This window comes from Streptomyces polygonati (genome assembly GCF_042650325.1).
GTDB lineage: Bacteria > Actinomycetota > Actinomycetes > Streptomycetales > Streptomycetaceae > Actinacidiphila > Actinacidiphila polygonati.
The window spans coordinates 132,608-151,409 of sequence record NZ_JBHSBB010000012.1 but is presented as its reverse complement, the minus strand read 5'-3'; the positions used below and the strand labels follow the sequence as shown (position 1 = coordinate 151,409).

Sequence of the window (18,802 nt, the reverse complement as noted above, 5' to 3'; positions counted from 1 at the left end):
TGCCGCCCGGGGTGTCAGCCGAAGAAGTTGTAAGCGACCTCGATGACCCCGTCGCTGAGGTGCAGAATGCCGTACCCCTTGGCGATCGGTTCGGCCGCGGGGCCGAGGTGCCAGGTGTAGAGCGCCGCGTCGTTGTGCGAGCCGATGATCGTGGTCAGGTCCAGCGGGAGGTCGCCCAGCTTCTCGCGGGCGGCTGCGATCGCCCCCACGATGGCGTCGCGGTCCTCGGCGACCCAGTCAGGGTCGATGATCTTCGCCTGCTTGGCGAAAATCGACTCAAGGGTCGCCTTGCGGCTGTCGGCGTCGAAGTCGTTCCAGGCCTTGAAGTAGGTCTCGACGATCTCGGTGACGTTGCTCATAGGTAGGTTCCTTCCGAATATAACGAGATAGAGCCTCGCGCGAGCTGCTGCCGCAGTCCGGCGCGTGCTTCGGGCTCAAGGCGCCTGCACGGTGGTTGACTTCTGAACACTGTGTAATTGCACCACCACAAACACTAGCGCAACGCCGTAAAGTGTCAAGCGGACCCCGGGGAGGGGCGGTCGGCCCAGGTCAACCCGCACATACGGCCCGGTCGGCGACCCTCGGCCCGACGCCACTGCGGCGCCTGGCGGGATCTCGGACCCGGGACCGCGGAGGGCAAGCCGAGCGGTCGGCGCCTCAGGCGTGCGGCGAGCGCCCACATTGTTGAATGACGGTCACACGCAGGGATTCGGCCGCGGCGCCCTTTTCCGCCATGTGTTTCCGTGCGATTTTCCTGACCTCCTGTGTGTGGCCTCGGCACGGAGGCGCTCTCGCCTGCTCGGTTTCGGGTGCCCGATGCTGCTGTCCTAAACGGAGTGAAGTGAGATGATGGCTGAATAAGGTCTCAGGGGTGTTCGGAGCTTCGGCGGCCGTATTTCCGGCGGGTGGACGCGCGCAGACGGCTCCGACCTCAGCTTATGCCCGCCGTGTTGTTCGCCCCCGCTTCCGGGGCTGACCCGGACGTGGATATAGGGGTTGCCGTTAGGGGGGCACCCGCCCATAGCGTCGGTCCAGGTAGCGGAATCGGCGAAAGGTAGGGGCAGTGACTGACTTATTCGGCGGTTGGGACTACATAATTGTCGGCGGGGGAGCTGCCGGATCCGTGCTTGCTGCCCGTCTGTCCGAGAATTCATCAGCCAATGTATTACTCCTTGAGGCAGGAAAGGACACGCGCCCCGAAAATCGTCCCGCGAATTTCCGTGGCCGCCGATTCGATTTGGACATGAATGCCCATCCGGACTTCTGGTGGCACAGCCTCCGGGCCCGTGTCCACCCGTCGCTCGACCCGATCCCGTTCCAGGCGGGGCGCGGTATCGGCGGAACCTCGCAGGTCAACGGGCTCTTCTCGATCCGTGGCGTACGGAATGACTTCGACCGGTGGGTCGCCTTGGGCGCCGAAGGGTGGTCCTTCGACGAAGTCCTCCCCTGGTACATCAAACTGGAGGACGACCTGGACTTCCCGGACGCTCCCCACCACGGGAAGGGCGGTCCGCTGCCGATCTTCCGCGAGCCGAGAGAGCACTGGGGCGGCGCCGACCACGCGTTCCACGACGCGGCGCGGGATCTCGGGGTCGTCTGGCACGACGACACCAACGCGCCCGGGGCGACCGGCCTGTCACCGTTCGCCATGCACATCCGCGCGGGCAAGCGGGTGGCGGTGAGCGACGGATATCTGGAGCCGGCCCGCGGCCGGACCAATCTGACCATCAGGAGCGAGGTCCTGGTGGACCGTGTGACCTTCGCCCCCGGTGGGACCCGGGCAGTGGGTGTGGAGTTGGCGGGCGGTGAGAGCATCCCGGTCGCCGCGGGCGGTGAAGTGATCCTCGCCGCGGGCGGGACCCTCTCCCCGGCGCTTCTCGTCCGGTCCGGCATCGGATCCGGCGACGATCTGGCCCACCTCGGCATCGATCATGTGGTGGACCTGCCCGTGGGGCAGGAACTGACCGAGCACCCCTTTATCGTGCTGCCCCTGCCGATCCCGTTGGAGAAGGCGGCGAGCCCCTTCGGGCGCCCGGTGAACGTGACCTGGCGCTACTCCTCGGGCCTGGCGGGCGCCGGTGACAACGATATGATGATCATCCCGAACAATGGCTGGCTGGGCCTTCCCGGCGTCTGCATCTGGCAGATGCACGCCGTCAGCCGCGGCAAGCTCGTCTTCACCTCGCGCGATCCGCTGGCCGGCCCGCTGGCGGAACTGCGCATGCTCACCGACGAGAGCGACCGGCTGCGCGCGCGGGACGGCCTGGAGAAGGTCGGTGAGCTGGTCAACCATCGCGCGTTCAAGAACATCCTGGCCGACAGCCCAGCCCTGCCGACGATCGACCAACTGCCGGCCGCCACCTTCGCCAGCCACCACGTGGCCACGACGGTCCGGATGGGCTCCCCCGACGACGCGACCACCGTCGTCGATCCCGACTGCCGAGTCCTGGGCACCGAGGGACTGCGGGTCATCGACCAGTCGGTCATGCCCGAGGTCGTCCGGGGCAACCCGCTGCTCACCGTACTCATGATCGCCGAGCGGATGGCGGACCGGCTGAAGTCGTCACCCGCCTGACCGGCGGGAGGAGCGGACCGGCCGGGAGGAGCACTCCAGCCCGACGCAGCTGTCCGGCTTCCATCGGCTCCCTGCCCCAGGCGCGGTCGTCAGCGCGGTCCCGGCATCACGCGGGAACCTCGACCCGGGCGTTCATCGTGCGCTCGGTCGTGCCCACCCAGAGAAAATAAGTGGCCACGACGACCAGACCCCCGGCAGAGACCCAGAAGAGAAGGGCACTGCTCGGCCATGCGACGACGGCAGAGGTGGCCGTCGCGATTCCGACCCACGAGCCGAGAGACTCTGCTCCGCCTCGTACCGCGCCGGCGATCCCATAGGCCGCAAAAGGCGTTATACGCCCCTTGAGACGGGGAACGATCGAATCGTAGGCCGGTCCCCAGACCAACTCGGTGAGGGTGAAGATCGTCATGGCGCCGTAGGCGACGATCATCGAGGCGTGGCCGGTGAAGCCGAACATGAGGATCGAGATCCCCAGCGCGAGGTGCACTCCCGGAAGGATGGTCCCGGCCGCAGGGCCGGGACCGCGTTTCCTGAGGTACTCGACCGCGGCCGTGATCGGGGTCTGCAGGACGATGATCATGACCGAGTTGACGATGAACAGATACGAGATCGACTGCGTCCCCACATGATCGGCCGAGAACGTGGGCAGCACGTCGAAGACTTGTGAGTAAGCCACCCAGGTGATGCTCGTGAAGAACAGGAAGAAACCGAAAGCCAGTCTGCCGCCGGCTGCCGGGGCGTCCGACGGCGACTGGTCCTGTCTCTCGGAGGCTTTGGGGACGAGTTTGAGCAGGATGAGTGCGGCAGCGTACAGTCCGGCGGCGCTCCAGGCGAACAGCCCGGGGGAGTGAGCCATGAGGTAGCCGCCCGCCGCGATACCGGCTGGTGCACCCGCATTGACGGCGAGGTTGAGCCGTGAGAATGCCCAGAGCCGTTGTTCGGAAGAATAAGCGACTACTACCAGGGCCTTGAGCGCGGCGGTTGCCGAGGAGAACGACAGACCCAGCAGAGAGCCGAGGAGAATCCAGACGACAGGATTTCCGCCCTGATAAAGCGCCATGAGCGATGCGGTCGCGGTGGCGGCTATGTAGGCGGTGACGACCGAGCGGTGCAAGTCGATCCTGCTCAGAAACGGTGCGGCCACCATCCCTCCGACCCGACCGGAGAAGAGACACAGCGCTACGACCGTTGCCGCGGCCTCGCCCGACAGGCCTCGGGAGTTGATGAGCCAGAGAGCGAGAAAGGGCACCAGGAGAAAGTACGCCGCGGCACTGAACCCGCGGACGCCGAGAAACGACAACTCAGCCCATTTCATCTGCGCTCCATCCGCGGCCGGTACGCTGCATCAGGCCACCGTACGTGCGGCGAAGGCGGAGATGTCGACGCTGGTACGTCCGTCGACGACCAACTCGGCCATGGCCTCCCCGAGTGCTGGTGCGAACTTGAAGCCGTGACCGGAACACGCGCTGACGTAGGCGACGTTCCGGAACTCGCTGGACCGCGCCACGAAAAAACTCTCGTCAGCGGTCATCGTATAGACGCAGGCCGTCCCACTTCCCTCGGGCCGCAGTCCGGGAAGCAGCCGGCTGACGCTCTTCCACACGTCGTGGAGTTCCGCGTTCGTCGGCGGTTGTCGCGGAGCGTCCATGTCGGTCTGCGAGAGCTGTCTGTTGTGGAAACCCACCCTCACCCCGCCCCCGGCCCGCCAGGGGGGCAATCCGTAGACGAGTGCTCCTCCGGTGTCCTCGAACAGGAACACCGGGAACCGCCCGGGTTGGTGGCTGGATTCATGTCCGGCCGCCACGGGAAGCTCGAACACGGGGATGCGCATGGGGGTGATCTGATCGGACAGATCCCTCGGCAGCAATTGCCGGGCCCAGCCGCCGGCCGCGACGACGACACTGCCGCACGACAACTGCCAGTCGTCTCCCCGGATGGTCACCGAGGTCTCGTTGCTCGTGAGTGACAGGGCGCGCCGCCCATAGGTGAGATGAGCACCGTCCCGGACAGCTTGTGACAAGTAGCCGAACCGCGCCGTCTGAGCCGACAGCATCATGGCGCCGGGTTCGAGGATCGCGACCTCGTCGTCGGTGACGTGGAAGGCCGGAAACCGGCGTCGTATGTCGTCCGCGTCGAGATACTCGTGGGCCACACCGTGGGTTGACGCGGTGTCCCGAGCGCCGCGGACGAGACGGGAATCCGCCGACCCGACGAAGAGGCCCCCCTCCGAGAGGATGACGGGATCGCCCGTGGCGTTCGCGGCGTGCAGTTCCTGCCATCCCTCGTGGGCGCGTTCCAGCAGCGGCAGGAACACCTCCCCTTCCCAGTACGCGCGTCGGAAGATGCGCGTCTGACCGTGCGAGGACCCCAGCACGTGTGCGGGCCCGTGCGCATCGATGCCGAGGACGCCGATACCCCGCCGGGCCAGGTGAGCCAGAGCGGCGGATCCCATGATCCCGAGCCCGATGACCACCACGTCGTAGCGCCGGCGTCCGGACCCCTCACCGATCATCTTCATCCCCTGCACCATCGATTCCCTGTTGGCGGAGCGGCAGATCCGGTGAGTCCACGACGGTGAGTTCGGTAATCTCGTAGTACCAGTACAGCATTTCGTCCCGGATGACGTACTGAGCGCCGTAGAGACGCCGATGGGACTCGAACTCGCGCAGCAGCCCACTGCGGACCGAAGCCCACTCCTCGGTGTACAGCAGTAGCGGGAGCTCAATGCGATCCAGTACCCGCAGTTTGAGCTTGCCACCGCCCACCCTCACGTAGGCCGCCTTCGATCTCTCCAGCACGTCGGACACGCCCACCAGCGAGTTCAGCCCGACGATGGCACGGCCGCCCGGTGCCAAGCGGGACGCCAACTGATCCAGGAACCGCAGAAGTACCGTCTCGCCGTGGAACATCGCGGCCAGATCCAGCGCTCCCGCGCAGGTGTCCAGCTGCGCCTTGAGCTCAGGGGACGGGCTTCGCCAGCCCGGGGGATTGAACACGACGAGATCGAAGGGGCCGGTCAGCGGACCGTCCGTGGTCTCGAAGACGTCAGAGACCTGGAAGTCGATCCGGGAATCGGGGAAGTTGAGTAACTCATTGCGCTGCGCGGTCTCGACAGCCGTGAACGAGATGTCGGTGGCTGTGATCGAGGTCGCTCCCATGGCCCGCAGCATGAGTGCCATCGCTCCGCTGCCGGTGCCGAGATCGAGCACCCGGCCCGCGATCTCGTCCTTGGTCAGGTGCTGGGCCAGGAACTTGCCCAATGCCCGGCCGGCACTGCTCACCTGAAAGGTCTGGCGCTGGTCGAGCAACTCAAAACGATGTCCCTCGAACGTCGCGGTGTAGACGGCGTCCCGGGTGGGGGTCGCGAATGTCGTCTCGGCCCCCGGCAAATCCCCTAGCACTCCGAGGTCTCGGGGTGCGTCACGCCATCGAGCACGGCGAGCTCACGAGATCGGCTGGCCGAGGCTGTCAGGGCGGCCGTGATCGTCGACTTGAGCTGCGCGGTGTCGAAGACGGCGATGCCGCGCTCGGTCGTTCCGCCCGGTGTCATCACCTCGCGGCAGAGCTGCATAGCAGGCTTCTCGCTACGGGAGATCAGCAATGCCGAGCCGGCGAAGACCTGGGTCGCCATGTCCCTGCCCTCGGCATCGGAGAAACCTCGGGATTCCGCGAACTGGCAGAACGCGTCGACCAGGTAGCTGACGAACGCCGGTCCGCCGCCGCAGATGGCGGTCGCGTCATCGACCAGCTCCTCTCGCCGCACCCGCAGGGTCTTCCCGATCGAGCTCAGCAGCGACGTGGCCCGCTCCATGGTGGTGTCCGAGACGGACGGCGCCGCGAAGTAGACGGTCATCCCGCTGAACACCTCCGACGGAGTGTTCGGGATCGCCCGGACCACCTCGTCGGTGCCCAGTGATCGCGCGATGTGCGCGACCGTGACGCCTGCCATGACGGAGACCGTGGGGGTGGCGATGTCGAACTTGTGCTTCTCGGCGGCGGCGAAATCCGCGAAGTCCTGAGGGGGGATCGCGAGCAGGATCAGGTCCCCCGGCTCGGGCGTGAGCGTATCGGTGACGACGAGTCCCTTGACGCCCTGGAGCAGGGTCCTTCGTTCGGCGTCCCGCTCGACGGCGATCACTTGCCCGGAGTCCTCGGCCCCCAGCAGGCCGTACGCGATGGCCAGGCCCATGTGCCCGCAGCCGACGATGATGACGCGTGACGACATTGCCACTCCCCTAGGCCTGGACCAGCGCGGCATCGAACGGGGTCTTGACGTCTGAGACCGTTGTTCGGTGCAGGGCCCGGCGTTGTGACATGTCGTACGGTCGCCCGCGGTGCATGGTACATCGGTTGTCCCACACGACCAGATCGCCGACAGCCCAGTCGTGGGTGTAGACGAATTGCTCCTGCGTCGCGAATTCGATGAGCTCGGCGAGCAGGCTCCGCCCCTCGTCGACGGGCCGGCCGACGATGTGGGACGCGTGGGAGGCCAGATAGAGGTTGGACCGCCCGTTTTCGCGATGGTCCACCAAACGCTGTGGCACCGGCGGGAGAGATTTCGCCACGTCATCGTTGAAGCTGTCGAATCCGATGAGGCTTCTCGAGTGGGCTATGCTGTGCTCCGCCACGAGCTTGTCGACTTGCTGCTTGCGCTCGTCGGGGAGGGCCTCGTAGGCCGACCGCATATCCGCGTACTGCGTCGCGCTGCCGCTCTCCGGGATCTCGCGTGCCGACAGAAGAGAGCACTTGGCACGCACCGCCTTGAACGAACTGTCGGTGTGCCACAGCTGGTTGCCGAGGTTGTATCTCGCGAGCCGGTCCTCGGGGTCGACGACATTGCCCTCGCTGTCCAGGTTGGAGATGTCGGTGAACTCGTTCCTCAGCCGGAGGGCATTGCCGGCGTAGTTGGGCGCCGTCTCGATGGGGCCGAACCTCTTGGTGAACTCGAGTTGCTGTTCGTCGCTGAGGGGCTGGTCGCGGAAGACGAGGATGCTGAACCGCTCGAATGCCTCATGGATCTCATGGAACTCCTCGTCCGACATCGGAGCGGTGAGGTCAACTCCGGTGACCTCCACGACGAAGAGTGGATGCAGCGGCTTCAGATTGAGCGGCACGGACTTCCTCCAAAGAGAATCTTCGACAGGGAGGTTCACGATCGAGGTGTGGATCTTGATCAGCGCCGTGATACGTTGCCGTGTGCAAATCAGGCATTACTCTCTTCGTACGATCGGGACGATGTCAAGAAGTTTGAAACTCAGGGCCGCGTCGTTCAGGTGAGATGTCCTGGTTGATCACGCGATGTCTAATCGCGCCGAAGCCATGTTGCGCAGAGTCCATGACACGTATAGCGGTGCCGGTGCGTACGCGGGAGGCGCCCTCGGCGTATACGGGGTCCGTGATCTGGTGGACCGGTTACCCAACTACGCGTTCCGGAGCGACCTCGCCGTTGGTGACTATCCGTCAGAGAGGCACGATCTGGACGGTCCGCACCGCGTGTGGGAACGTGATGCCGGTGACGGCGGCGGCTTGATCCGGCGGATCGGGTCACGGCCGCGCGCGGTGGCCCGCGTCCTGTCCAACGCGGAACGGCCGGGTAGGTCATCAGTGGCGGCTGGTGCCCGCACCGCCTGAACGACGCCGCCCTGGTTACGAAGTGTCAGGTCTCTTAGCGCGGCATGGTGGGGCAGACCACTAGCATCACTCGTGACTTGATCGCATCAAGACAGGGAGTATGCGTGACCATCACCAAGCAGCACGTCAGCGGCGTTATTCTGCCCCTCGTGACTCCTTTCTCGGACGGGAAGGTGGACGAGAAGTCGCTGACTCAACTCGTCGCCCGCTACCGTGCGACGGGAATCACCGGGGTGGTGCTGGCGGGCACCACGGGTGAGTCACCCGTGCTCTCCGGCAGCGAGGTCCAGCTTGTCGTGGAGCATGTCGCCGGTGAGCTGGACGGCGCCCTGCCCGTCTATCTGGGCGTCTCAGGGAATGACACGCGGTCGGTCGCGGCGGACATCGCGAGCTACGACAAGCTGTCCGTCGACGGGTACCTCGTCGCCGCTCCCTACTACAACCGGCCCTCCCAGGCAGGGCTGAGCGCCCACTTCGATGCCGTGGCCCGGCAGACCGACCGCGCGGTCATCGTCTACAACATCCCGTACCGCACCGGCGTCAACCTGGAGAACAGCACCCTGCTGGCTCTCGCCGAGCGGCACTCCAACGTCGTCGGTGTCAAGGACTCGTCCGGCGACATCAAGCAGAGCATGGAGCTGATCCGCGAAGGATCGGAGCGGCTGGCCGTCATGACCGGCGAGGACCATCTGTTCTTCGCGTGCGTCGCCCTGGGAGGAGCCGGCGGCATCCTGGCCTCCGCCCATGTGCTGCCGGAACGCTTCGTCAAGGTCTACCGCGACCTCGCCGACGGGCGTCGCGAGGACGCGCTGAGCGCCTGGAACCAGCTGAGCCCCTGGATCCCCCTGCTTTTCAACGAGCCGAACCCGGTCCCCCTCAAGGCGTGGCTCGCGGAGCAAGGGATCATCTCGTCGGCCGAGTGCCGGTTGCCGCTGGCTCCCGCCACGCCGGGATTGCTCGCGGCGGTTCGCGAGCGGCTGCCCCGCGACCCCGCGCACTGAACTCACGCGTGCCCGTCGATCATCCGTACGCTCGGCGGCCGCCGTTCGATCTGCCCGACCCAACACCCCCAGCGGAAGGATCCATCCGACATGAAGTACGTCGTCCCCGCGAAGCGCTCCTCGACACGGGTCCCGGACAAGAATTTCCGCGCCTTCGCCGGCGAGAAGTCGCTGATGGACATCATGGTGGAGAAGTACGTACGCCTGGGCGACCCCACTCAGGTCTATGTGTCGTCCGAGGACCCGTGGGTGAAGGAGTTCTGCGACAGGCACGGGGTGAACTACCTGCCCAGAGAGCAGCACCTGACGGCCAACTCCTACCCCTACCAATCAGTGGTCAACGAGGTGTGCCGGCAGCTCCCGGGCGATGACGACGTCATGTGGTGCCACGCCACCGATCCGTTCTTCGACGACCACCGGGCCGTGATCGAGGCATGGGACGCTCGGGACCCCGCCGCGTCCGACTCCATCGTCGTCGTCTACCCGATGAAGGAGTATCTCCTCGACGAGAACTTCCATCCCATCGGTTTCGGTTTCGGCCCGTGGCACCGTCCGTCGCAGGAACTGCCCACCTTCTACCAGTTCGGTCTCACCTGCTCGATAATGACGCGGCACGTGGCGACCACCATCGGTGTCGTCGGAGCGAAGCCGCTGTGGCATCAGGCGACCAACCACACCATCGACATCGACACCCAGCCGGAGTTCGACCTCGCCGCGCGGCTCTACCTGCTGGAGAACTCGTGACCAGTGCGGCCCGCTTAGCCGAGTCGACGACGCCGGATACCGAGGCAGCGCGCCTCGCCCGCGCGGTGTCCCGGCTGGTCCAGGTGCCCAGCGTCAATCCCTTCCACGCGGGTCCGCGCGCGGAGCAGGCCGGCCCGGTCGGCGAAGCCGTCATCGCGCGGACGCTCGCGGAGGACCTGCGACGGTGCGGAGCTGCGGAGGTGTTCACCGAGGAGGTCGAGCCCGGCCGGCCGAACGTCTACGCGTTCTTCCCCGGCCGTACCGAGCGTCTGGTCGTCGTCGACGTCCACACGGACACCGTCTCCGTGGAGCACATGACGGATCCACCGTTCGACGGACGCGTCGAGTCCGGACGCGTGTGGGGACGAGGCGCTCTGGACAGCAAGGCCACCCTCGGCGTGCTGCTGACGCTGCTCGAGGAGTGGCAGCGACAGGGACTGCGACCGGAAGCGACGCTCCTCGTGACGGCGACAGCGGGCGAGGAGGCGGGCGGGCTGCTCGGCGCCACGCGTTTCAGGTCGTGGGCCATGGAGCGCGGTCTCGTCATCGACCAGATCCTTGTGGCCGAGCCCACCGGCTTCCGGCCGGTGCACGGACTGCGCTCGCTCGTCCTGGCCGAGGTGACGACCCATGGCGCGGCCGCCCATTCGGCCCAGCCCGAACTCGGCGACAACGCCATCGAGGCCATGGCGCCGGTGATCGCCGCCTTCGTACAGGAGAACGCCCGGCTGCGTGAGATGGCCGCGGCGACCGAACTCGGCTGCGGCACCGTGTCGGTGACGCAGGTCGACGGAGGCAGCGGAAGCAACATCATCCCCGACCGATGCTCGATCACGGTCGGCAGACGCATCGTGCCCGGTGAGAACCCGGCCGAGGTCCTTGACCGGCTGCGCACCCTCGCCCAGTCGGCCAGCCGTCTTCCGTGCGCGGTCAGGTCTCTTCTGCCTGAGGCGCCGGACGGCGGGCCGGCCTGGCCGGCGTTCTATCAGGCTCCCGACTCCGCCCTGGTCCAGCGGCTCGCGGAGATCTGCGGCACCGTACCCGGCGTAGCGCCCTACGGCGCGAACGCGCTTCGCTACTCCGGACTCGCGCACGAGGTCGTCGTATTCGGGCCAGGGTCCATCGACGACGCGCACCAGGCCACGGAGAACGTCGCTGTGGCCGATCTCGTGCGGATGGCCGACGCACTGCGCGCCTGGCTCCTGCCCGCGGCACCCGAGGGGAAACCATGACAGCCGACAGCCCACCGAGCGAGGCTCCCGCGGTCCCGTTCGGGAAGCAGACGGCCGCCTCAGTGGCGGAGGCGATCACCGAGCCGATCCAGCTGTACACCAGGCGCTGGATGCTGGCTCCGGCGACCGACCAGTACGGCGTCGACCTCGGGTTCGAAAAGGGGTCACAGTTCTGGGTGGTGGGCCGTGCCGGAGTCCTGGGCTCGTGTCCACCGGAGATCGCGGCGGCCGCGATCGCGTTCGAGCCGCCCGCTATCGTGCGGCGGGCGTGGAGTGCGGTACCTCAGGGGCTGAGTCACCACGATGTCGCGTTGGAGTACAAGGGAGTGATCGTACGGTGGGCCGAGCGGGCGTTCCGCGATGTCGACCTTGAGATCCTGGCGCAGGTCGACCTGCTCGGGAGACGGATCGCACATGCCGCGCCCGCCTCACTCGGCGTCCTGTTCGCGGGATGGCGTGGGCTCGATCCTCCGGAGTCGGCCGCCGGTCGGGCCGGACTGACCATCCATGTGCTGCGCGAACTGCGGGGAGCGGCCCATATCTGCGCCCTCGCGGCCAGCGGTCTGACGCCGCTGGACGCGATTCTGGCCGCGCCGCACCCGCCGCCGCGTACCGGCCCGAAGTACGCCGAGCGGATGGGATGGGTCGGCCCTTTCCGTGAAGTCTCCGAAATACGGGAGGCGCGGCTGGACGCGGAGGTACTCACCTCGACGATCCTCGTGCCCTACTTCGGGGTACTGTCCTCGCGCGAACTCGGGGAGCTGAGAGAAGCGATCACCACGGTGTGCCAATACGACGGAGGATCCAGGGTCTGATGGCATCGTCGATGTCGAGCGCCTCCGTGGACGAATCATGGGATGAGCTCCCCCCTCTGCCGCGTGACTTCCGGCGTGTCCTGGTGATCAGCGCTCATCCGGACGACGCCGAGTTCGCCTTTGGAGGCAGTGTCGCCCGGCTTGTCGAAGGCGGCAGCGAGGTGCGTTACCTGGTGTGCACCGATGGCAGCCTCGGCGGTGAGGACCCCGGCGTCGACCCCGCCGACCTCGGAGAACGCCGGGCCGCTGAGCAGCGCGCCGCCGCTGCTCACCTGGGGGTGGCGTCGGTCGCGTTCCTGGGCCTCACGGACGGCGCGGTCGAAAACGGACTGGGCCTGCGGCGTGCGCTGAGCCGCGCCATCCGCCGGCACCGCCCGGATCTCGTCCTGACGCACCAGCCGCTGCGTTCGCTGGTCTTCCCGATCGGGGCCTCGCATCCCGACCACCTGGCGGTCGGGGAAGCCGCGATGTGCGCGGTCTTCCCGGACGCGGGCAACCCGCGTGCCTTTCCGGAGCTGCTCGACGAGGGCCTGGCGCCCCACAAGGTCTCAGAGATCTGGGTGCCCGGTCACGAGCACACCAACTTCTACGTGGCGCTGGCGCAACGGCACGCGGAAGCAAAACTTGAGGCCATCCTGCTCCACGAGAGCCAGTTCGAACGCTCCCCCTCTCCAGCAAAAGAAATCGGGTGGGTGGCCGACCGGATGTCGAAATACGGCAGGCACGCCGACGCGGGCTGGGCCGAAGGCTTCGTACGCGTCATCTGCGCGACATCAGCAGGCCCGGCCGACTGACGCAGTCCCGGCGCGAAATTGTGGGCAAACATCGGATAGTGAGAGGCAGACCGCACCCCATGACGCTCAACGGCGCGCATTCCGACGCGCAGCACCCGGAAGCCTTTCTCCTCTACGGCAGCAACAAGGTCCTGACGCGCTATCCCGAGCTGTACCAGGCGCTGCGGGAGCGTGGTCTGAAGCCTCTGGTCATCACTGAACCCGTCGAGCGGGCGGGAAGACTCCCGGAATTCATCGGGGACACCTCGCACCCGTTGTCGGACATCGCCGCGGTGGGCTACCACGAGCGGGGCGACCTGGACGGGATTCTGGACACGGTGGCTTCCTGGCGAGCCGAGTACTCCATTGTCGGTGGATTCTCGATCGGGGAGTATTTCGTCGGCCCGTCGATCGTTGTGAACGACTACCTGGGGTTTCCGTCCCCCGGACTGCGCGCAGGGCAGGTCTGCAGGAACAAACATCTGCAGCGGCTCTACCTCGAAGAGTTCTCTCCGAATTCACGGATGATCGCACCGGACCAACGCGAGGATTTTCTCGCCTCCCGCGAAGTCCAGTCCGGGATTGTCAAGCCGGTGGGTCGAAACTCCAGTTCCGGTGTGTATCCGTTCTCCAGTGTCGAGGAACTGCGCGAGCAGATCCAGACCTACCAGGAGGATGAGATCCTGCTCATAGAGCAGCACGTGAGCGGGAATGAGGTCTCCGTCGAGTCCCTCGTGCAGGGTGGGGAGGTCATCTTCACGGGAGTCACACAGAAGTTCGTCGGAGAAGGGTTCGTCGAGATCGGTCATGAGTTTCCCGCCGACCTTCCCGAAGCGCAGACACGCGCGCTTGTCGAAACCAACAAAGAGATCCTGCACCGGCTCGCCTTCCAGGACGGCATCTCCCACGCGGAATACAAGATCGACCCGTCCGGCAAGGTGTACTTGATCGAGATCGCCGCGCGCTTCCCGGGCGACAGCATCATGGGTCTCTACAACCTCGCAACCGGAGAATCCCTGGCGACCGCGATCGTGGACATAGCCCTCGGTCGCACCGTCACCTATCCGACCCCCGCCAGGTTCGCGAAGCAGGTGTTCGTCGTCCCCCCACCCGGCATCCTCTCCGAGGTCTCAACGACCGGGGACCTGGGCACCGAGGTCAGCTGGTCCGACAAGACCTGGATGTGGCCGCTGCTCATCGAGGCGGACGCCGATACGCCGGCCACGCTGCGCGTCATCATGTGCGACAAGTCCGTGGGCGACACCGTGACATCACTGGAGAGTTCCGCCGACCGCGTTCTCTCCTTCGTCGTCGACGCTCCTACCCGCCATGACCTGCTCGATATCGCCAAGTCCGTGGAAGCGTCCGTCGTGGTGAAGACGGTTTGACAGGTTCACCGACGGTCACGGGTAGCTCCCCCCTTGATGTAAGGAGACACAGGAACCTTGCGGGTCGAACGGATCAGCTTGCACGAACTGCGGGTACCGCTGCGCTTCCCGTTCGTGACAGCGACCACCCGTCTCCTGGACGCTCACACACTGGTCGTCGAGGTCGAGGATTCCGATGGGTTCACCGGCTGGGGGGAGGCACCTCAGGCGTGGAAGGCCACGGGAGCGTCGGTCCAGTCCTCGAGAGCCGCGCTCGAGGGACCGATCGGAGAAGCCCTGATCGGGGTGGAGGCGGACGTCCGACGGGCGTCCTCGATCCTTCACCGCTGCGTGTACGGAAACCACTCGGCCAAGATGGCCATGGACATCGCGGTGCACGACCTCGCCGCACGGCGTTCCGGAGTGAGCCTCGCGACCCACCTCAGAGACTTCGCGTCGGGTCCGGACAGCCGCGGTTCCCAGCCGTACGGGGACGGGGAGACACCACCGGTCTCCATGGCCGGGGCCGTCCCGACCCGGATCGAGTCCGACGTCACGCTGCCCGTCGGAACACCGGATGAGCTCGCCGAGAACGCGTCGGCGAGGGTGGCGGACGGATTCACCACGGTGAAGGTCAAGGTGGGCGGGCGGCCGGAGGCGGATATCGCCGGCGTGCTCGCCGTACGCCAGGCGGTGCCGCACGCCGCCCTGCGACTGGACGCGAACGCCGGCTGGCGGGTCGAGGACGCGCTGTCGGTCCTCGGCGCACTGGGTAGAGCCGGTGTCGATCTGGAGTCCGTCGAGCAACCGGTGCCCCGGCACGATCTGGAAGGCATGGCGTACGTCAGACGGATGCAGCCGTACCGCGTCGTCGCCGACGAGTCCTTCTCGACGCTCGAAGACCTCGTGGCCATCGTCCGCCTCGGCGCCGCCGACGTGGTGAATATCAAGCTGGCCAAGTGCGGCGGTCTCACGGCGGCAGTCGAGCTGCACAAGGTGGCCCGCGCGCACGGCCTCGACGTGCTGGTCGGCTGCATGGTCGAGAGTCACATCGGCGTCGGCGCGGCCGCGTCACTCGCCATCGGCGCCGGCTCGACGACCGTTCAAGACCTGGACGGCGCATGGTGGTTGAAGTCGTCACCGTACCGCGGTGGAATGACGTACTCAGGTTCCGAGGTCGTGCTGCCGGATCGTCCCGGTACGGCCATCGACGGTCTCCTCTGACGGAGACCGGCCCGCGACGGCTCGGCCGGCACCCCGCCGGCCACGACAGCGCGGGGGCCACCGCTCCCGGTGGCCCCCGCACCCGTGCCCTGCGGCTACGCGCCGTCAGGCGTGTCCGCTAGCCGTAGACCTGCATCTCGTAGAGCGAGTAGCCCCACTGGCCCGACAGTTGGCTGCCCTGCATGCGGACGTATCTCGCCTGCCCGCTGACGGGGATCTTCTCGGTTCCTCCCGCCGAGTTGGTCCGGGTGTAGAGGTCGTGCCAGGTGGAGCCGTCCGTGGAGCCCTGCAACTTGTAGGACTTCGCGTAGGACGCCTCCCACAGCAGGTCCACCTCGGAGAGGTTGTACGTGCCGCCGAGGTCCACCTGGATCCAGCTGTTCGGGTCCTGGCCCGCGCTCCAGCGGGTGTTCAGGTCTCCGTCGAAGGCCTTGGCGGCCGACTGGTCGTCGCTGGACTGGGAGGAGGCCGTCGCCGGCCTGCCCTGCGCCAGGTTGGCCTTCGGGGCGGTCATGGTGAGGCTGACGGTCACCGTCTTGCCGGCCTGGAGCGGCAGGACGCGCGCGATGTTGCCCAGCGGAGAGCTCTGGACGGTGATCCCGTCACCGGTGATCGAGGAGATGCCCGCGCGCTGGATCAGCGTCAGGTTCTGGTTGATCTTCGAGGTGAGCGTCACCTTCGCGGTGTGCGCGGTGGTGTCCCAGGTCAGGTTGTTGATGGTGAACTGGCTCTTGCCGAGCATCCCGGAGATTGATCCCTTGTCCAGGCCCTTCGGCAGCCCCGGCAGCAGCTCCAGCGTGCCGGGCTTGGTGGCGGCCAGCATCTCCATCATCACCGTGGGCACGGAGTTGACGACGTCGGTGGCGAAGGTGTTGTGGTTGTTGTAGTGGGACGTCGCCATACTGGTGTAGTAGTAGTCGTCCTTGGCGAAGCGCAGCAGCTTCGCGCCCACCGAGTCCGGCATGTCGAGGTCGGCCGCGATCAGGGCCCCGTGCAGCAGACCGTGTCCGGCGTTCTCGTAGGCGCCCTGGTCCTTCTTCTGCAGGAAGACCTGCGCGGCCTTGAACTGCGCGGCGTTGGTCTCCGGGGTGATCTCGCGGTAGGGCCACACCGGCAGCAGGCCGCTGGAGTGGCGGTGCTGGTAGTTGTTCTTGTTCTCCAGGTCGGGCCACGCCCACTCGGCCAGCGCACCGTCGTTGTTGATCAGGTACGGCGGCAGGTGGTCCAGCTTCTCCTGCCAGACCGGGATCTTGTCGGCGTCGCGGCCGAGGGTCTTGGCGGTCTGGATCAGCGTCGTCAGCGCGAACTTGGCGCCGGAGATGTCGTAGACGGAGTTGACGGCGAGCGGCACCCCGCCCGGCGGGGTGTTCTCCGGCGAGATGGAGCCGGCGAAGATGTAGTTGCCGTTGGCGTCCTTCTTGGTGAGGAAGTCCTCGTAGAAGTCGCCCATGTCGCGGATCAGCGGGTAGTACTTGTCGGCCAGGAACGTGGTGTCCCCGCTGACCTCGTAGTACTCCCAGAACGGTTCGAGCAGCCAGGACTCCCCGCCCGTCACGTACTGGTACGGGTAGTCGAAGTTGATGTTGGAGATCAGGCCCTCGCCATTGGGGGTGTTGCCGCCGGTGAGCATGCCGCGGGTGCCGAGGAGTTTCTTGGCGTTGGTCTCGAAGTCCTTCTGCCATTGCTGGTTGAGCCAGAAGTAACCCGCCATGGCTTCCGGCATGTTGCCGATGTTGCCGCTGGAGATCTGCAGATTGAGATTGGCGTCCAGGTGGTAGTAGCCGTCCCAGCCGACGTTGCTGTCACCCGTCCAGTTGCCGAGCAGGTCCGGGGCCTGCGTCGGTCCGCTGGAGCCGAGCAGATGGTAGCGGCCGGCGTAGAACATCCGCTCGTACAGTGCCGGGATCGGGGTCGAGGAGGACTTCTGCTCGGCGAGCAGCTGCTCGGTGGACTTCGCCCGGTCGGCCGGGGTGGCGCCGAAGTCGATCGAGACCCGGCCGAAGATCGAACTGTGCGCGCTGGTGTGCCGGTTGAGCAGTGTCTGGTAGTCGCTGCTGAGCCCGGCGAGCTTTTGCTGGAGCAGGTTCTTGCTCCACTCCTGCTCGGCCGGGACGCCGCCGTTGTACGTGCCGTTGTAGCGCTGGGTCAAAGACAGCAGCAGTACGTAGCTGGCGTTGGAGACGGTCACCTGGCCGTTGCTGATGGTCTTGGCGCCGTCGGTGACGATGCGGGTGACGCCTTCGTAGCCGGCGTTGTAGCTGCCGCTGGGGTATTTGGCCCGCAGGTTCAGATAGTCGGTGGTGGAGTTGTCGGTGGTGGTGACGCCCTTGTTCAGGAGGTTCATGCCCGGGTCGATGGACAGGCCCAGGGTCATCGTCTCCTTCTGGCCGGCCGGCGCCGCCTGGTACTGGACGGTGGCGCCGTCGGTGCGGGATACGAAGGAGTCACGCTCCCACGAGCCCTTGTTGTCGGCCCAGTTGACCTTCACCACGCCCGCCGAGTAGTCGGTGGAGCGGACGTAGTTGCTGATCGGCCCGGCGTCCGGCATCGCGATGGTCATCTTGTAGCCGGGGTGCTTGCTGCCCTCGCCGCCGCCCTGGTAGCCCTGCACATCGGCGGCGAGCTGGTTGGCCTGCTGGTACTGGCCGGAGATCAACTCGTCGCGGATCTTGTTGATGTTGTCCTGGCTGACGGTGTTGAAGGTGCGGTGCGGATGGGCCTCCGTCCGCGCCATGAAGAAGTCCTTGTCGTCGAAGACGACCGTGTCGTTGCGCGGGTTGCCGAAGACGATGATTCCCTGCTTGCCGTTGCCGGCCAGCAGTCCGTCCTGCCAGTCGCTGTACGTCGTCGGGTAGGTGGTGGACGGCGCCACGGTCGGTGAGCCGGCGGAGGGGTTGCCGCTGCCGCCGCTCGCCGCGCCGTAGACCGCGAACTCCCACAGGGAGTAGCCGTACTGGGTGTTGGCGGTGACACCCTGCATCCGTATGTAGTGCGCCGCCTTGTTGACGGTGACGGTTTCGGTGCCGCCGCCGCCGTTCGTCGTGGAGTAGGCGTCGGTCCAGTGTGTCGAGTCGTCGGACGTCTGGATCTTGTACGCCTTCGCGTACGCGGTCTCCCAGGTCAGCGCCACGGACGAGACCGTGTACTCGCCGGCGAGGTCGACGTAGATCCAGGCGTTGGCGTCGTTGCTGTGGTCGCTCGACCAGCGGGTACCGGTGTTGCCGTCGATCGCGTTGGACGCCACATAGGTGCCGTCCTGGTACGAGGCGACGGCGCGGGCTCCTGGATTGCGGGCGAGGTTGACGGGGGCGTCGGCAGCGCTCGACCGGGACGCCTGCAAGGCCATGGTGAGCAGCAGCAGGAAGGTCACGGCGACACCGAGCAGTTTTCTTCCCGTGTGCGGTGTGGCGGGTTTGATGAGGATCATGGGTGATCGGTCC

Annotated in this window: 15 protein-coding genes; 8 read left to right on the top strand and 7 right to left on the bottom strand. The window is 66.5% G+C overall.

Annotated elements, in window-relative coordinates:
- Positions 1 to 14 precede the first annotated feature (14 nt).
- Positions 15 to 359, bottom strand: a complete 345-nt coding sequence (locus ACFO3J_RS17850) for a hypothetical protein (protein WP_386430432.1) — start codon at positions 357 to 359, stop codon at positions 15 to 17.
- Between the two features lie 704 nt (positions 360 to 1,063).
- On the opposite strand from ACFO3J_RS17850, the gene ACFO3J_RS17845 reads away from it, so the two are divergent.
- Complete coding sequence (locus ACFO3J_RS17845; protein ID WP_386430431.1) at positions 1,064 to 2,575, top strand: GMC family oxidoreductase; 1,512 nt, start codon at positions 1,064 to 1,066, stop codon at positions 2,573 to 2,575.
- 106 nt (positions 2,576 to 2,681) lie between these two features.
- On the opposite strand, the gene ACFO3J_RS17840 is transcribed toward ACFO3J_RS17845, so the two are convergent.
- The 5 genes from ACFO3J_RS17840 to ACFO3J_RS17820 all read right to left on the bottom strand — a co-directional run bounded on the left by ACFO3J_RS17840 (position 2,682) and on the right by ACFO3J_RS17820 (position 7,689).
- The gene (locus ACFO3J_RS17840; protein ID WP_386430430.1) at positions 2,682 to 3,890 is read right to left on the bottom strand and encodes an MFS transporter; all 1,209 of its coding nucleotides are present in this window, start codon (positions 3,888 to 3,890) and stop codon (positions 2,682 to 2,684) included.
- A gap of 30 nt (positions 3,891 to 3,920) precedes the next feature.
- The gene (gene solA, locus ACFO3J_RS17835) at positions 3,921 to 5,093 is read right to left on the bottom strand and encodes an N-methyl-L-tryptophan oxidase (RefSeq protein ID WP_386430429.1); all 1,173 of its coding nucleotides are present in this window, start codon (positions 5,091 to 5,093) and stop codon (positions 3,921 to 3,923) included.
- Positions 5,077 to 5,883: a methyltransferase gene (locus tag ACFO3J_RS17830; RefSeq protein WP_386430428.1), complete on the bottom strand. Its 807-nt coding sequence runs from the start codon at positions 5,881 to 5,883 to the stop codon at positions 5,077 to 5,079. The genes solA and ACFO3J_RS17830 overlap by 17 nt, the downstream gene beginning before the upstream one ends.
- Positions 5,884 to 5,969: 86 nt before the next feature.
- Complete coding sequence (locus ACFO3J_RS17825) at positions 5,970 to 6,800, bottom strand: pyrroline-5-carboxylate reductase family protein (protein ID WP_386430427.1); 831 nt, start codon at positions 6,798 to 6,800, stop codon at positions 5,970 to 5,972.
- A 10-nt stretch (positions 6,801 to 6,810) separates the two neighbouring features.
- A complete protein-coding gene (locus tag ACFO3J_RS17820; RefSeq protein WP_386430426.1) occupies positions 6,811 to 7,689 on the bottom strand; it encodes a TauD/TfdA dioxygenase family protein in 879 nt (292 codons plus the stop codon).
- 561 nt (positions 7,690 to 8,250) lie between these two features.
- Between ACFO3J_RS17820 and dapA the strand changes: the two genes are divergently transcribed.
- The 7 genes from dapA to ACFO3J_RS17785 all read left to right on the top strand — a co-directional run bounded on the left by dapA (position 8,251) and on the right by ACFO3J_RS17785 (position 15,362).
- The gene (gene dapA, locus ACFO3J_RS17815) at positions 8,251 to 9,207 is read left to right on the top strand and encodes a 4-hydroxy-tetrahydrodipicolinate synthase (protein WP_386430425.1); all 957 of its coding nucleotides are present in this window, start codon (positions 8,251 to 8,253) and stop codon (positions 9,205 to 9,207) included.
- A gap of 90 nt (positions 9,208 to 9,297) precedes the next feature.
- Positions 9,298 to 9,951, top strand: a complete 654-nt coding sequence (locus ACFO3J_RS17810; RefSeq protein ID WP_386430424.1) for a cytidylyltransferase domain-containing protein — start codon at positions 9,298 to 9,300, stop codon at positions 9,949 to 9,951.
- Complete coding sequence (locus ACFO3J_RS17805) at positions 9,948 to 11,183, top strand: M20 family metallopeptidase (RefSeq protein ID WP_386430423.1); 1,236 nt, start codon at positions 9,948 to 9,950, stop codon at positions 11,181 to 11,183. The genes ACFO3J_RS17810 and ACFO3J_RS17805 overlap by 4 nt, the downstream gene beginning before the upstream one ends.
- Before the next feature lie 62 nt (positions 11,184 to 11,245).
- A complete protein-coding gene (locus tag ACFO3J_RS17800) occupies positions 11,246 to 11,998 on the top strand; it encodes a helix-turn-helix domain-containing protein (protein WP_386430422.1) in 753 nt (250 codons plus the stop codon).
- Entirely contained in the window at positions 11,998 to 12,792 is a 795-nt protein-coding gene (locus ACFO3J_RS17795) for a PIG-L deacetylase family protein (protein WP_386430421.1), read from the top strand. Before ACFO3J_RS17800 ends, ACFO3J_RS17795 begins: the two co-directional genes overlap by 1 nt.
- 59 nt (positions 12,793 to 12,851) lie before the next feature.
- Positions 12,852 to 14,159: an ATP-grasp domain-containing protein gene (locus ACFO3J_RS17790; protein WP_386430420.1), complete on the top strand. Its 1,308-nt coding sequence runs from the start codon at positions 12,852 to 12,854 to the stop codon at positions 14,157 to 14,159.
- 57 nt (positions 14,160 to 14,216) lie between these two features.
- Positions 14,217 to 15,362 (top strand): dipeptide epimerase, encoded by a 1,146-nt coding sequence (locus tag ACFO3J_RS17785; protein WP_386430419.1) that lies wholly within the window; start codon positions 14,217 to 14,219, stop codon positions 15,360 to 15,362.
- Between the two features lie 118 nt (positions 15,363 to 15,480).
- Here ACFO3J_RS17785 and ACFO3J_RS17780 read toward each other — a convergent pair whose 3' ends face one another.
- Positions 15,481 to 18,789, bottom strand: coding sequence for a glycosyl hydrolase family 95 catalytic domain-containing protein (locus ACFO3J_RS17780; protein ID WP_386430418.1), 3,309 nt, complete (start codon positions 18,787 to 18,789; stop codon positions 15,481 to 15,483).
- Positions 18,790 to 18,802 lie beyond the last annotated feature (13 nt).